Origin of the sequence: Allochromatium vinosum DSM 180 (assembly GCF_000025485.1) — a bacterium.
Taxonomy (GTDB): Bacteria; Pseudomonadota; Gammaproteobacteria; order Chromatiales; family Chromatiaceae; genus Thermochromatium; species Thermochromatium vinosum.
In genome coordinates this window covers 1,110,527-1,126,019 of the sequence record NC_013851.1, presented here as the reverse complement: position 1 = coordinate 1,126,019, position 15,493 = coordinate 1,110,527, and the positions used below count along the sequence as shown (strand labels likewise).

Sequence of the window (15,493 nt, the reverse complement as noted above, 5' to 3'; positions counted from 1 at the left end):
GTCATGACAGCGACCAATACGACATCCCTCTCGAAATCGGCGAGCGGGCCGACCGCCGCTGACACCAAGACTCCGATGCCCAAGGCCGATCTCGGCTGGCGTCCGGATCTGCGCGCGCCCCTGGTCATGGGGCTGGCCGGACTGCTCGCCCTGCAACTGCTGATCGCGCTCGGCCAGAGCCTGAGCGCCCCGAGCACGCGCGCCTTCGCGCCGCAAACGCCGCTGATCGACTTCGAGCCGGCGCAGGTGACGGCGATCCGCATCGAAGGCACGGACGGCGCCGATCCGGTGCGCCTCGAACGGCGCGACGGCGGCGCCTGGGTGATCGGCGAACTGGGCGACTTCCCCGCCGCCGGCTTCAAGGCCGATCAGCTCCTGACCACGCTGGCCGCGCTCAAACGCCCGCTGCCCGTGGCCACCAGCGCCGAGGCGCGCGAACGCTTCAAGGTCGCCGACACCGGCTTCAACAGACGCCTGACGCTCGAAGGCGCACAGGGACCGATCGCGACCCTGATCCTGGGTGAAACACCGCGCTTCAAGCGTCTGTTCGGCCGTCCGGCGGACGACTCTGCCGTCTACGAGCTGGATCTGGCGATCGCGGACGTCTCCAACCGCCGTGTCGACTGGCTCGACCAGGGGCAGCTGCGCCTCGATCAGACACAGATCACCGCCATCGAAGGCGCCGACTGGCGCCTGGAGAAGGACGGTGAGGGCTGGCGTTTGGCCAATGCAGGTGAGAACGAGCCTCTGGAACAGGACAAGGCACGCGAGCTGGTGCGTACCCTGGCCAACCTCAGCTATCGCGATGTCTTCGCCGCGACAGAGGCCCCAGCCGAGGACGCGTCAAAGCCTGTGCTTGAGTTGAAGATCGAACTCAGCGAGGGTGAATCGCGCACCTACCGGATCGCCGGACTCGCCGGGAGCGAGGACTCTGTGCTCAAGGACGCCAAGCGCCCCCAAGCCTTCAGGCTGTCGAAATACGATCTGATGGAATGGGTCGACCTGGATCGATCCACGCTCATCGTCCAGCCCGAGCCGACGACAGGCACCGACGCGCAACCGGAATCCTCCGCGCCTGACTCGCCTGTGACGGACGAGACACCGGCTCCGGGCAGCACGCCCCCCGGCCCGGCATCAGACACGGACGCCGACTGAATCCGACGGCGAGGGACCGCCAACACCATCGTCCCAGGATGACGAAGCGGGGCGACTTGACTATAGTGACTCGTTGAATGGGTTCGACGGGGGCGCTCCACGGCCCCCGGAGTCACCCGAACATCGCGCAACGCCCGCTCGGACCATCGACGATCATGACCCCCTCCAATGCCTACGAGCTGCTCGGCGAGTTGTCGCGGGCGATCGATGACTCACTGGAACTGGAGCCGATGCTCCAGCGTTTTCTGGCCGAGATGGTGCGCCTGCTCGATGCGAGCGGAGCCGCTGTGCTGGAGTCTCCGGTCTCCACCCCACCGGAACAGCCCCCTCTCGTCTGCCTGCATCCGGAAGCCCTGCCACGCAACCCGCTCTATGGCGCCTTCTGGGACGACTGGTCGCCAAGCTCGCTGGAAACGGCTCTGGCCGAGCGCCCCCTGGGACTCCCGATCCTGAATGCGGGCGAGATGGGCCATGTGCTGGCCGCGCGGCTCCCCGGATTCGGTCTCCTGATCCTCGTCCGTCCGGCGACAGCTGGTGAGCCGACATCCGACCTCCAGCAGGGACTGGCCCTGGTGGCCATGATGCTGGCCCAGGCCGCGCGCGGCGCACGCCGCCGCACCGAACTCAAGCACGGAATCGAATCAGCGTATCGCGCCAGAAACCAGCGTCTCGCCGACATCGGCCATGAGATCCGCGTTCCGGTCAAAGACATCCTCGAACTCAGCGAGTTGACGCTCCATACGTCACTCGAACAGACCCAGCGTCATTATCTCGATCTCATTCGTTCAGCGACCGCCCGCTTGCTCGGCCAGATCGACGAACTGCTCGATTTCGCGCGTATCGAGACCGGTCAAATGACCATCGAGCAGATTCCTTTCAACCCATCGGTGCTGGTCGCCGATCTGATCGATGCGCTCACGACCAACGCGGGACGCCAGGGACACGAGATCCACTACGAACGACTCGACGCCCTGCCGACCCACAGCCAGGGCGATCCGGGTCGCATCCGCCAGGTGCTGACCACGCTCTGGAATGCCGCGCTCGTCTTCGGTCAAGACGACAAGCTCCGTGTTCAAGCACGGCGACTCACCAGCGAGGATCCGTCGCTGGACTGGATCCAGTTCTCGATCCTGGGCTTCAGACGTCCGCTCACCGAACTCCAACGTCTGATCGATCCTGCCGCGACGACCGAGGCGGTACAGGCACCGGCCTTCAGCCACAGCGGATTGCGTCTGACCACCTGCGCACGCCTGGTCGAGCGCCTGGGCGGCCGGATGTGGATCGAGACCCAGGACTCCGGAAGCCTGCATCTCATGCTTCCGCTCATCCGCCTAGACTCCAGCGAAGCCGCTCCACGACCACTGGCGAGCTGGCCGGGCCGACGCGCGCTCCTCGTCGACGACCAGACCATCGCACGCCGCACACTGGCCTATTGGTTCAAACACTGGGGATTCGAGGTCCAGGAGGCGAGCACAGGGCGTCAGGCCCTGGATCTGGCACAGGGCCAGGGGTTCGATGTCTATGTCTTCGATTCCACGCTCCCTGAATTCGACGGATTCGAGTTGGCGGCCCGTCTGAGGGCAGAACGCCCGACCGAACGGTCGGCACTCCTGATGCTGGCCTCGATCGGACAGCGCGGCGACGCTCAGCGTTGCCGAGAGGTCGGGATCGACGCCTTCCTCACCAAACCGGCCTCGCCACGCGAGTTGCGCGAACTGCTCACACGACTGCTCATGCCCCTGGATGCGTCCCGACAGGCACGTCCACTGCTCACGCGGCACACGCTGGTCGAGTACCGCCAGCGTCTGCGCATCCTGCTCGTCGAGAGCGGTCTGCTGCACCAGAAGCTCGCCAGCACCCTGCTCCAGGAGTGGGGGCACGAGACGCTGATCGTCAACAGCGGCGGACTGGCCATCGAGCAGTTCCGATCCGAGGCCTATGATCTGGTCTTCCTGGATCTCTACCTGCCGGACGTCGACGGGATCGAGGTCGCGCGCGCCATGCGCCGCCTGGAGGAACCGGGCGCGAGACGCACACCCATCATCGGCCTGAGTACGCTGGGGCTGGACAGCGAGCGCGAGCGTTGTCTGGAGTTCGGTCTCGACGCGCATATCGTCAAGCCGCTCAATCCGACGATTCTGGAGGAACTGATCCAGCGGTTCGTCCGGCACGGTGACGATCCGCTGGAGTGACGGGATTCTCCAGCCTCAGAGCCTGAACCGCGCGACCCGCTCCTGGAGCATACTGGCCAGCCGCGCCAGCTCATCGCTGGCACTGGCGATGTGGGCCGCGCCGGCGGCGGTCTGATCGACCGTCGTGGAAATGGTGTGGATGTTGCGGTTGATCTCCTCGGCCACCGCTGTCTGTTCCTCCGCGGCGCTGGCGATCTGGCGGTTCATGTCGTTGATGCTGGTGATGGCGGCGCTGATGGCCTGGAGCGATTCGCCGGCACGCTGAGCCTGGGCCACGCTCTCGCGCGCCATCGCCTGGCCCTTGGCCATCACCGCGACCGCACCCGCCGAGCCGTTCTGCACCCGCTCGATCTTCTCCTGGATGTCCTGGATCGAGGACTGGGTCCGGCTGGCCAGAGTCCGCACCTCGGCGGCCACCACGGCGAAGCCGCGTCCCTGCTCGCCGGCACGCGCCGCTTCGATCGCGGCATTGAGTGCCAGCAGATTGGTCTGCTCGGCCACACCCCGGATCACGTCCAGCACGGCGCCAATCTCGGTGCTGTCCTCGGAGAGCCGCGCGATCACCTGACTGGCCGACTCGACCTCCTGCGCCAGCAGGTCGATCGCCGAGATCGTCTGCGCCACCACCTGGCCGCCGGCCTCGGTCTCGCGATCGGTGTCCTGCGCGGCGCGCGCGGCGGCGGCGGCGTGGCGCGCGACCTCTTCGACCGTGGCCGTCATCTCGTTCATGGCGGTGGCGACCTGATCGGTCTCGGACTGCTCGACGCGCACCTGCTGGTTGGTCTCCTCGCTGGTGGCCGAAAGTTCGACGGCCGCAGCGGACACCTGCGAACTGGCATTGGAGACGTCCCGCAGGACGCGACGCATGCTCTCGACCATGCGCGCCATGGACGCCATGAGGCTGGTCTCGTCTCCGGGACGCAGCTGGATACGGGTCGTCAGATCGCCCTCGGCGAGCTGGTTGACGATGGCCACCACCCGTGCCGGCTCGCCGCCCAACTGGCGCAGTGTGCTGTGGGTGATGAGGAAACCAAGGATGGCCGCCAGCGCCAGGCCCATGGCCATGCCGATGCCATAGAGCATGACCATGACATCACCCTCCTTGAGCGCCTGCGTCAGCCTGTCGCCGGATGACGTGTTTCTGAGTGCGACCAGGGACTCGATGAGTACGCCGACCCGGTCGGAGACCAGGAAGCTCTCGTCGACCCGTTGTGCAAATTGTGCAAGCAGAGCGGAATAGGTGTCCTGATCCTGAGCGTCGAGCATCCCGCGCGTCAGGCGATCGAGTTCGGCGTAATGCTCGCGCCAACTCGCGTAATCGGTCTTGAGGGCTGAGAAGACGGCCTGCTCACTGACGGACTGCGGGAGCGTCTCGAGTCGGGCGAGCGCGTCCTCGACGATGGTCCAGGAGGCGACACGCTGGCGCAGAACCTGTTCGAGCAGTTCTCGTGTGCGCGGTCCCCAGGTCGTCAGTCCCTTAGTCTCATAAGTCTGACTGCGGATCTGAGCGCGCTCGTAGTTGAGCCGATTGAGCTGCACGATCGCCGGCAGGCTCTCCTGGCTCATCGCGACGAGATGATCACGCATACTCAGCTCACCCCTGATGCCCAGGACACCAAGGATCAATAGGATCACCGCCATCGCCAAGAAACTGGCGGCCAGCTTCACGCTCAATCGAGTGTTCTTCAACATACTACTTGCTGTCCCGAGGCTTGTGTGGAGGGATGATGAGGCGAACATGGCGGGACAGTCTAAACGAAGTCGTCGTCGAGCGGTGTCGATCCCATCACTCCTTGCGCCCGCAAGCGCTTATCGCAGGGCTTCGATGTTTGGCTGGACGGGGGGCGATGGATCGGCGTCGCGCGCCTGCTTGGCCGCATAGAGCGCGGCATCGGCTTGGTGGTAGAGCTGATCGAGGCTCATGTCGGGTTGCAGGGTCGCGACACCGATGCTCACGCTGATTGCGATGCACGAACCGGATTCGGTTGTGATGCAGTGTTGTGCCAGTGCGCTACGGATGCGCTCGGCACAGTCCAGGGCGGCCCTCAGGCCGGTCTCGGGCAAGAGCACGACGAATTCGTCGCCTCCCAGACGCACGCAGAGATCGGCCGTGCGCGTCACGGCCATCAGCGTCTCGGCGACCCGGCACAGCACGCGGTCGCCGACTGGATGGCCGTAAGTGTCGTTGACGGCCTTGAAGCGGTCCAGATCCAGAGCCAGCATCGAGAGCGGATGGTGATGACGCACGCTGTCGGCCAGCCATTGCTCGCCCTGGACCGACAGGGCGCGGCGATTACCGAGTCCGGTCAGGGGGTCGCGCTCCAGTTGCCGGTTGACGTGCGAGAAACGCAGGGCGTTCTGGATGGCGGGCGCGGCGAGTGCCAGCAGCCCCTCGATGCGCTGCTGATCGTCCTCGGAGAAGCGCCGACCGCGCATGAGTCTGAGTGCACCCAGCGCCTGTCCGTTGAGGGTCAGGCTGTATTCGAGCCGGTGGCGATCGGACTGGCCACCCGTCAGACGGCAGTCGTCGCCCGGGCCATGATACTCCCAGCCGCCATGCTCGAACGCCTGATGCAGGAACTCGTTGAGCGCCCCGAGCACTTCCTCCAGATCCAGCGAGGCGGTAACGGCTTGCAAAAAACGGATGGTGTCGATCGTCTCGGGCGGCTGACGGCGGCTGGGCCCCGCCGTGGGAACGAGCGCCAGTCGCGACGGATCGGTTTGCGGATTCGGTGACACATGACGCCCCCGGAAAGATGAGCCATGTTCCAGGCGAGGCGAAATATGTGCCAACTGACTCCCAGGCTGTATTTGAGCGGAATGGCACCCGATCCGGACCTGAAACGACGGCTCACTGACGCTCAAGCCCGGCTGCCGACGTAAAACCGGCGTCTCGACCGACATTCAGGCCCCCCTCCAGCCGAAGGGCCGGGCACAACCGCGCACGCCACAGGCCAGCATGTCCAGTGCCCGATCCAACCCGAGATGACGCTGCACCCGATGCCCGAACTCATCGCGCACACACACCGTCCAGTGACGGGTCTTGGGGTCCGAGACGAGTTCCAGCCACAACCGCTCGTCCTGCCAGTGGGCCGCGATCGGCTCGACCACGGCCCTCGTGCCCGCCGCCGTGGGGGCGGCGCGTTCCAGTCTCTTGTTCACCGCTGACTCCAGGCAAGATGCCGATGATTTGACCTGGGGTCGGGTCGGCCCTATCGCCGACACCCGCACCCGCCTACATGGCGAGTGTATCGGCGTGCCGTGCGATTCCTTGAGCCGGTGCGGCGTCGCGGTTCAGCCGGCCCGTCTCAGCGTTTGAACAGCCAGGGCAGCACGTCCTCGAAGCGCGAGGCGAAATGGACCTCCAGCCCCTTGCGCACATGCTCGGGGACTTCCTCGAAGTCGCCCTGATTGTCGGCGGGCAGGATGATCTCCTTGATCCCGGCACGACGGGCGGCGATGAGCTTTTCGCGGATGCCGCCGACCGGGAACACCTCGCCGGTGAGAGTGATCTCGCCGGTCATGGCGATGCGCCGCACCGGCTGGTTGCGCGCCAGCGACAGCAGTGCCGAGGCCAGGGTGATGCCGGCCGAGGGGCCGTCCTTGGGCGTGGCACCGGCCGGGACATGAACATGGATGAAGGACTTCTCGAAGAACGCGGGGTCGACCCCGAAGTCCTGGGCGTGGCTGACGACATAGCCGTAGGCGATCTCGGCCGATTCCTTCATCACGTCGCCGAGCTGGCCGGTGAGCTTGAAACCGCGCGTGAAGCTGTGGGTGTGCGCCGCCTCGATCGAGAGCGTCGCTCCGCCCATGGCGGTCCAGGCCAGCCCCGTGACCACGCCCGGTCCCGAGAGCTTGCGCTCGTCGCGGAACACGGGGCTTCCGAGATAGCCCTTGAGATCCTGCTCGCGCACCCGGATCGGGGTCTCCTCGCCTTCGAGCATCCGCACCGCGACCTTGCGCACGATCTTGCCGAGCTGTTTCTCCAGCCGGCGCACCCCGGCATCACGCGCATAGCGCTCGATCAGGGCGCGCAGGGTCGCGCTGTCGAGCTTGACCGCCTTCTTGCCGATTCCGGCGCGCTCGATCTGGCGCGGCAGCAGATATTTTTTGGCGATCTGGAGCTTCTCCTCGGCGATGTAGCCCGAGAGCTTGATGACCTCCATGCGGTCGAGCAGCGGTCCCGGAATGGTGTCGAGCTGATTGGCGGTGCAGACGAACAGCGCCTTGGACAGGTCGAAACGCAGATCCAGGTAATGGTCGAGGAAGTCGGTGTTCTGCTCCGGGTCGAGCACTTCGAGCAGCGCCGAGGCAGGGTCGCCGTGGTAGGAGGCGCCGATCTTGTCGATCTCGTCGAGCAGGATCACCGGGTTGGAGGTCTCGGCCTCCTTCATGGCTTGCAGGAACTTGCCCGGCATGGCGCCGATATAGGTGCGACGATGCCCCTTGATCTCGGCCTCGTCGCGGATGCCGCCGACCGAGAAGCGATAGAAACGCCGTCCGAGCGCGTCGGCGATCGAGTGTCCGATCGAGGTCTTGCCCACGCCGGGCGGGCCGACCAGCAGGATGATGGAGCCGGAGATCTCGCCCTTGTGGATGCCGACGGCGAGGAATTCGAGGATGCGTTCCTTGACGTCCTCCAGGCCGTAGTGATCGCGGTCGAGGATGCGCCGCGCGCGCTTGAGGTTGAGGATATCGTCGGAATGCTTGCCCCAGGGCAGAAGCGTGATCCAGTCCAGATAGTTGCGGGTGACGGCATACTCGGGCGAACCGGTCTCCAGCATCCCGAGCTTGTCGAGTTCCTCGTCGACGCGCTTCTGGGCCTGCTCGGTCAGGGTGAGCTTTTCGAGCCGTTCGCGGAACTTGTCGATCTCGGCGGTGCGGTCGTCCTTGGCGATGCCCAGCTCCTTCTGGATCGCCTTGAGCTGCTCGCGCAGGAAGAACTCGCGCTGCTGCTTGTGCATCTTCTCTTCGACCGTGCGCCGGATCTTCTGCTGGGCGCGGGCCAGTTCCAGCTCGTTGTTGAGCAGGACCAGCACCTTTTCCATGCGTTGCAGAAGCGGCAGGATCTCCAGGACTTCCTGGAGCTGATCCTTGGTCGAGGTGGTCAGACTCGCCGCGAAATCGGCCAGATGCGAGGGATCGTCGGGGCCGAATCGGTCGAGGAACATGCGCAGCTCCTCGACATAGAGCGGATTGAGCGGCAGCAGCTCCTTGATGGTGTTGATGACCGCCATCGCATAGGCCTTGACCTCGCCGTTGGGCGGTCCTTCCGGCTCGGGCAGATAGGTCACGCGGGCGCGGAACGGCGTCTCCGGATGCACCCAGCCCTCGATCTTGAATCGCTGAAGACACTCGACCAGCACTTGCAGATGCCCGTCCTGCTGATGGATGCGATGCACCCGGCAGGCGGTGCCGATCTGTCTGAAGCTCTCGGTGGTCGCCTCTTCCGAGGTCTCACTGTCGACCAGCACCACGCCGAGGATCTTGTGATCGGTCTTGGCTACCGCCTTCATGGTCGGCGCCCAGGGTTCGGCCGACATCATCAGCGGCACCGCCTGACCGGGAAAGAAGGGACGCGAGGCGACGGGGAGCAGATGGATCTCGCCGGGCAGCACGTCATTGGCGCGCGCCAGTTGAATCGGGGTCGATTCCTGATCGGTCTCCTGATCCTGCTCCAGATCCTGATTGGCGCTCGATTCCAGGGTCTCGTCGTGCTCTGCGTTCGTCACCTGATCCTCATCCGACATGCTGTTGGCCTCACTCGAAATACCACACACAGGAGTGGCCAATTTCAGGTTTTCGCCGCCGATTTGCAAGCGGCGGTAAGATAGACGCCCCGTTCCTCACTCATGCTGACGGAGATTCCCTGCCATGAAGTTCAGCTATCCGGGACTGACCGACCAAGAAGCCGAGCGCTCGCGCGCCCAGCATGGATCCAACGCCGTCGCCAGCCAGGAGACCGAGACCTTCTGGGACAAACTGCTCGGCAATCTCAAGGATCCGATCATCATCATCCTGATCGTGGCGCTCGCGATCACGGTGCTCCTGACCTTCCTCGGCTATGCCGAGTGGTACGAGAGCGTCGGTATCGCCTTTGCGGTGGTCATCGCCACCTTCGTCGCCACCTGGTCGGAGTACAGCAACGAACAGTCCTTCCAGCGGTTGCTGGAGGAAGCCTCGCTGATCAGGGTCAAGGTGTTTCGCAACGGCCATCTGACCGAGATCCCGATCAATGATCTGGTGGTCGGCGATCATGTGCTGCTGCAACCGGGCGACACCGTCCCCACCGATGGCCTGCTGATCGGCGGTCATGCCGAGGTCGACGAGGCGGCGCTGACCGGCGAGTCCGAGCCGGTCAAAAAGAGCGCTCTGCCCGCTGGCACGGCCGATGAAGCCGCGCCCGAAGAGCACCGTCTGTCGCGCGCCGGGCTGCTGGTCGACGGCGAGTGCGTGATGCGCGCCACCGCCGTGGGCGACAAGACCCGCTATGGTCAGACCATGAAGGAACTGCTCTCGGCCGAGGACCGGCTCTCGCCGCTCCAGCACAAGCTGACGGTGCTCGGCAGCCATATCGCCACCTTCGGTTACGTTGGGGCCACCTTCATCTTCCTGGCCTTCATGTTCAACAACGTCTTCCTGCAAGGCGGCGGACTGGAGAGCTACTGGGCACAGGACATCGGTCTCATCGTCAGTGACGTGGTGACGGCGCTGATCCTGGCCATCATCGTCATCGTGGTCGCGGTGCCCGAGGGGCTGCCGATGATGATCGCGATGGTGCTGGCCATCAACATGAAGAAGCTGCTGAGCGAAAAGGTGCTGGTACGCAAGCTGCTCGGCATCGAGACCGCCGGCAGTCTCAATCTGCTGTTCACCGACAAGACCGGCACCCTGACCCAGGGCAAGCTGTCGGTGAGCGCCTTCCTGACCGGGACCGGCGAGCGTTTCGAGTCGCTGGAAGCCATTCCGCAGGCGCTGCGTGACGAGGCCGGCTTTGCGCTGCGCAACAACACCAGTGCCGTGATCGATGCCAGTGACCCCAGTGATCCCAAGCTGGTCGGCGCCGACCGCACCGAGCAGGCGCTGCTGCGCTTCGTCACGCCCTATCTGGCGACGAACAATTCCGATGTCGTGGACATGATCCCGTTCAGCAGCAGCCGCAAGTTCTCGGCCACCCAGGTACGCGGCGAGCGGGCGCTGACCCTGGTCAAGGGCGCGCCGGAAGTCATTCTGAAGAACTGCGTGCGCCGGCTCGACGGCGAGGGCAAGGTCCATGAACTGAGCGATCCGGCGCCGCTCCAGGCGGCGATGAGCAAACTCTCGGCGCGTGCCATGCGGTTGCTGGCAGTCGCCGTCACCGAGACGCCGATCGACTCCGAGACCAACGCCCTGCCCGAGTCGCTGACCCTGGTCGGCGTGTTCGGGATGCGCGACGAACTGCGCACGACGTCTTATCAGTCGGTCAAGACCGCAAAGCAGGCAGGCATCCATGTCGTCATGATCACGGGTGATGCCAAGGAGACGGCGCAGGCGATCGCCAAGGACGTGGGTCTGCTGGAGGACGACCCGCAGGCCATCGTCATGACCTCAGCCGAGCTGGGCGAACGCTCAGACGACGAGGTCAAGCAGATCCTGCCGCATCTCTATGTGGTGGCACGCGCCTTCCCGACCGACAAGAGCCGACTGGTCAAACTGGCCAAGGAGCTGAATCTGGTGGTCGGCATGACCGGCGACGGGGTCAACGACGCCCCGGCGGTCAAGAACGCCGACGTGGGCTTCGCGATGGGCAGCGGCACCGAGATGACCAAGGAATCGGGCGACATCGTCATCCTCGATGACAACTTCTCCTCGCTGACCAAGGCGGTGCTCTACGGGCGCACGCTGTTCAAGTCGATCCGCAAGTTCCTGGTGTTCCAGTTGACCGTGAACGTCTCGGCGATCCTGGTGGTGTTCCTGGGGCAGTTCTTCGGCTTCGACCTGCCGCTGACCATGACCCAGTTGCTGTGGCTCAACATCATCATGGACACCCTGGCCGGTCTGGCTTTTGCGGGCGAGGCGGCGCTCGGGCGCTACATGCACGAACCGCCGCTGCGGCGCGACGAGCAGCTGATCAACCGGGATATGTGGTCGTCGATCCTGATCAATGGCGGGTTGATCGCGGCCATCAGCATTCTGTTCCTGACCAGCGATCTGACGCAGGGCTGGTTCGACGGCGGCTATGCGGTCGGTACGCCCGAGGCCCAGGCCAAGTTCCTGACGGCGTTCTTTGCCTTCTTCGTGTTCGTGCAGGTGTTCAACACCTTCAACGCCCGCACCCAGGGGCTGAACCTGTTCGAGCATCTGCTCGACAACCGGCTGTTCTCGATCATCATTCCGTCGATCATGGCGATCCAGGTGTTCTTCATCACCTTCGGCGGCGAGATCCTGCGCACCGTCGGTCTGTCGTTCGGCGAATGGCTGACGGTGCTGGCGCTGGCGATCCTCATCGTTCCGGCGGATCTGATCCGCAAGGCGGTGCGCAATCGGGTGTTCGGGAATCCGGTCACGGTGAGCTGATCGCGCACTGAAGCCGCAGGGTACGCTATGAGGCGTGCCCTGCGAACAGGATGGCGGCTTTGGAAACCATCAGCACCTTAACCGCCTCCGAATAAGAACGCCGCCATCACTCCCAGCGAAACATCCAGGTCGCCAGGGTCAGGAAAGCGACCGCCAGCGCCAGCAACACGCCGATCTCCGGCAAGACCTCCACCACACCGGCTCCATCGATCATCACGGCGCGCGCCGCCGCGACCAGATGCGTCAGCGGCAGCGCCTGCGAGACCCATTGCGCCAGCGCACTGGTGCCCTCCATCGAGAACCACACCCCCGACAGCAGCAGCATCGGCCAGGACAGCAGATTGAGCAGTCCGTCGGCCAGTTCCTCGGTGCGCAGACGCGCGGCGATGATCAGGCCCAGACTGATCAGGCACAGCGACCCGGCGACATAGACCAGCGCCAGCGCCACATAGGAGCCGCGCATCGGCACGTCCAGCAGCCAGGCGGCGCCCAGATAGACGATCAGACTCGCCCCCAGCACCACCAGCAGCCGCGAGAGCACCTGTGCGGTCAGGAACTCCCAGGGACTCAGCGGCGTGGCCTTGAGCCTTCGCAGCACGCCGTTCTTGCGATAGCGCACGATCACCCAGCCCACGCCCCACAGGCTGGAGAACATGATGTTCATCGCCAGCACGCCCGGCAGTACCCAGTCGACATAGCGCAGCGCCGCGCCGCTCAGAGTCTGGCGTTCGGGTTCGATGCCGGTCCGGATATTGGCGCCGGCCTCGCCCCCTGATGATTCGGCCGCCAGCAGCAGCCGCTCGGCCAGATAACCCTTGGCCGAATCGCCATTGACCCAGTAGCGCGGTGCCGCCGCGCCCGGATCGAGCAGCAGATCCAGTTGATGGCGCTCGACCTTGACGATGGCTGCCGCCAGATCCGCCACGGGTACGGGGACGAAGGTCACATACTCCAGGTCGAGCGCGGACGACTCGATCCCGCTCAGCGTACCGCCCGGCGTCAGCACGCCGATCTTGAGCAGATCGGACTGTTCGTCCTGGAAGATGAAGGCAAAGGCCAGCACCATCAGCATCGGCATCAGGAGGTTCCAGCCCAGACCGGCACGGTCGCGGTAGAACTCCCGGTTGCGCGCGACCAGGATGGCGCGGATGCGTGTCCACATGGGTCAAGTCCTGAGTGTATGTCCGGTGAGCTTGAGAAAGAGGTCTTCCAGATTGGGCGTGGCCACGCGCAGGGCGCTCAGATCGGCGCCGATGCGCTCCAGCTCGTCGAGCTGGGGTGCGACCTCATCGGTCGGCAGTTCGATCTCGCCGTTGCGCATCAGAGCCTCGGGCGGCAGCGGCACACCGGCCGGCCAGGCCGAATCCGGCAGCCGGATCAGACGCGCCGGGAACTCAGCACGAATCAGCGCCTCCGGGCGTCCCTCGACCAGAATGCGACCCTGATCGACGATGGCGATCCGGTCGCACAGACGCTCGGCCTCTTCCATGTAGTGGGTCGTGATCAGCACCGTGGTGCCGCGCCGGCGCACCTGCTCGATCAGGCCCCAGAAATTGCGCCGCGACTGCGGATCGAGTCCGGTGGTCGGCTCGTCGAGGAACACCAGCTCGGGATCATTGACCAGAGCGACGGCCAGCAGTAGCCGCTGACGCTGGCCGCCGGAGAGCTTGCGGGTGTCGCGGTCGAGGATGTCGCCCAGATGACAGAGTCGGATGAGCTCGTCGCGATCGGCGCGGCGCCGATAGAGACTGGCGAACATGGCCAGCGACTCGGCGACGGTCTGGAAGTCCTGGAGCGCCGTGGCCTGGAACTGGATGCCGATCGACTCGCGGTCGTCGCGCCCCAGCGGTCGCCCCTTGAACAGCACCTGACCCGAGGTCGGGGTCTGGATGCCTTCGAGCATTTCGAGCGTGGTCGTCTTGCCCGCGCCGTTCGGACCCAGCAACCCGAAGCACTCGCCGGGCGCAACCTGGAAGCTGAGACCATCGACCGCGCGCACGCCGCCGGGATAGAGACGGACCAGATTGCGGGCTTCGATCAGGGCGGTCATGGATTGGATTCCTTGGTTTTCAGCTCACGGCTCGATGTCATCGGGCTTCATCCGTAGCAGAAGCCACTGGTTGGGAAGACGACCGCCTTCAATGTAAGGGATAGGGCCGCGCAAATAAAATACCCGAAACGTTGAGTTCGTTCAGCCGCGAAGCGTCAGGACGCGATAGATCTCAGCCAGCGAGGCGTCATCACCGACATTGCCCGGAAAGATGACCACCGGCAGCTCGGGCAGGCGCGGATGGTCGGCCGGACAGCGCACCACCGGACAGCCGGGCAGGATCTGGCCGAGCACGCGCGCCGTGCGCAGCGCCAGACCCCGGCTGAGGGTGTCGTTCGAGGTAATGCCGCCCTTGCTGATCAGGAAGCCCGTTTCGCGCGGCAGGTTTTGGACGATCCGCACCAGAAAGCCCGAGACCCGCTCACCGAAGGCCAGACGCTCGGCCGTGGTCGGAAATTGGCGCTCGCCACGGCTGGTATAGAGCACCAGGTTGCGGTTCTCGTGCTGGGCGGTCTCCAGACGGTCGATGATGGTGTCGAACAGACCCGCCTCGTCCTGAACCAGATGCTCCAGATCAATCTCGACCGGCGCCACGTCGGTCGTCTCGATCAGGGTCTGCAACTGCCGGCTCGACTTGGCCACGTGCGAGCCGACCAGCACCACGCCTGGACGTCCGCCGCGCACATAGGCCGACATCGACCGTGCCGCGACCGGCTGTGGCGGCAGCGCGGCGAAGGCGGTCAGCAAACTGGCCGCGCTGCGAAACAGAAAACGCTTGCCCTCCCCCACCGCCGCGAGCACCTGACGCGCGAAACCATCGAGATCGGCCTGACGCTCGGCATCGACCACACAGCAACGGTTCCCGTTCAAACTCAGCAGACGCGCGCCAATCTCACCCCGCACATCGTCCAGACCGAAGCGCTCGACCTGATCGGCCCGAATGCGCCCGCCGGTCTTCTCCGCCACATAGTCGGGCAGAAAGGCGTGCCGATAACCGAAGACCGAATCACGCGCGAATTCGGTCTCATTGACCGGCACCGGCCGACCGTCGACCAGCAGATAATGCACCCCATCGCGCGTGATCCGCCCGCCCTCGAAGAAGGCCGGCACCAGGAAATGTGCATCGAAGGGGCCAAGCTTCTCAGCGATGACATCGGTCTCGACCGGATAGTGACCGCGCAGCGTCGAATCCGAGCGGCTGACGATCAACGGACGGATCGACTGCCCATCCCCGGCGAGCCGGTCGAGCGCCGCGCGCAGATTGACACAGATCTCGCGTGTCACGGCCGCCGCCTGCACGGCATCCAGACCGCGCGTATTGCTCAGCACGAAGAACAGCGGTGACTCATCGTTCAGCGCCTCGACGAGTGTCTCCACATCCCAGCGCGTCAGCAGCAGACAGGAATGCACGGTCTGACAGCCGGTCGGGTCGTCGTCGATGGCGATGATCTTGGTCTTGGGAGAATCGTTCATCAGCGGCTCCGCGAAAAGTTCTCAGGCACAAGGCTCGGGGTGCGGCTGTCGGGGGGTGTCGGCC

Annotated in this window: 10 protein-coding genes; 3 read left to right on the top strand and 7 right to left on the bottom strand. The window is 65.0% G+C overall.

The annotated features are described in order from the left end of the window. The first annotated feature begins 3 nt into the window (after positions 1–3). Both ALVIN_RS16540 and ALVIN_RS04825 read left to right on the top strand, forming a co-directional pair. Positions 4–1,155 (top strand): DUF4340 domain-containing protein, encoded by a 1,152-nt coding sequence (locus ALVIN_RS16540; RefSeq protein ID WP_012970193.1) that lies wholly within the window; start codon positions 4–6, stop codon positions 1,153–1,155. 155 nt (positions 1,156–1,310) lie between these two features. Then, entirely contained in the window at positions 1,311–3,347 is a 2,037-nt protein-coding gene (locus ALVIN_RS04825) for a response regulator (RefSeq protein ID WP_012970192.1), read from the top strand. 15 nt (positions 3,348–3,362) lie between these two features. Here the strand turns inward: ALVIN_RS04825 and ALVIN_RS04820 are convergent, their stop codons facing one another. The 4 genes from ALVIN_RS04820 to lon all read right to left on the bottom strand — a co-directional run bounded on the left by ALVIN_RS04820 (position 3,363) and on the right by lon (position 9,100). Further along, positions 3,363–5,039 (bottom strand): methyl-accepting chemotaxis protein, encoded by a 1,677-nt coding sequence (locus tag ALVIN_RS04820; protein ID WP_012970191.1) that lies wholly within the window; start codon positions 5,037–5,039, stop codon positions 3,363–3,365. 117 nt (positions 5,040–5,156) lie between these two features. Next, entirely contained in the window at positions 5,157–5,984 is an 828-nt protein-coding gene (locus tag ALVIN_RS04815; RefSeq protein WP_223295266.1) for a GGDEF domain-containing protein, read from the bottom strand. A gap of 267 nt (positions 5,985–6,251) precedes the next feature. Continuing rightward, on the bottom strand, positions 6,252–6,509 hold the full coding sequence (locus ALVIN_RS04810) for a hypothetical protein (protein WP_012970189.1): 258 nt from the start codon (positions 6,507–6,509) through the stop codon (positions 6,252–6,254). Positions 6,510–6,655: 146 nt separating this feature from the next. Next, positions 6,656–9,100 (bottom strand): endopeptidase La, encoded by a 2,445-nt coding sequence (lon, locus tag ALVIN_RS04805; protein ID WP_012970188.1) that lies wholly within the window; start codon positions 9,098–9,100, stop codon positions 6,656–6,658. A 124-nt stretch (positions 9,101–9,224) separates the two neighbouring features. Between lon and ALVIN_RS04800 the strand changes: the two genes are divergently transcribed. Beyond that, positions 9,225–11,906 carry a calcium-translocating P-type ATPase, PMCA-type gene (locus ALVIN_RS04800; RefSeq protein WP_012970187.1) on the top strand — a complete coding sequence of 894 codons (2,682 nt, stop codon included), beginning with the start codon at positions 9,225–9,227 and terminating at the stop codon, positions 11,904–11,906. A 106-nt stretch (positions 11,907–12,012) separates the two neighbouring features. Here ALVIN_RS04800 and ALVIN_RS04795 read toward each other — a convergent pair whose 3' ends face one another. From ALVIN_RS04795 to ALVIN_RS04785, 3 genes are all read right to left on the bottom strand, one after another. Continuing rightward, positions 12,013–13,068: an ABC transporter permease gene (locus ALVIN_RS04795; RefSeq protein WP_012970186.1), complete on the bottom strand. Its 1,056-nt coding sequence runs from the start codon at positions 13,066–13,068 to the stop codon at positions 12,013–12,015. 3 nt (positions 13,069–13,071) lie between these two features. Continuing rightward, positions 13,072–13,956, bottom strand: a complete 885-nt coding sequence (locus ALVIN_RS04790) for an ABC transporter ATP-binding protein (protein ID WP_012970185.1) — start codon at positions 13,954–13,956, stop codon at positions 13,072–13,074. A gap of 141 nt (positions 13,957–14,097) precedes the next feature. After that, positions 14,098–15,429, bottom strand: coding sequence for a four-carbon acid sugar kinase family protein (locus ALVIN_RS04785; protein WP_012970184.1), 1,332 nt, complete (start codon positions 15,427–15,429; stop codon positions 14,098–14,100). Between the last annotated feature and the right edge of the window lie 64 nt (positions 15,430–15,493).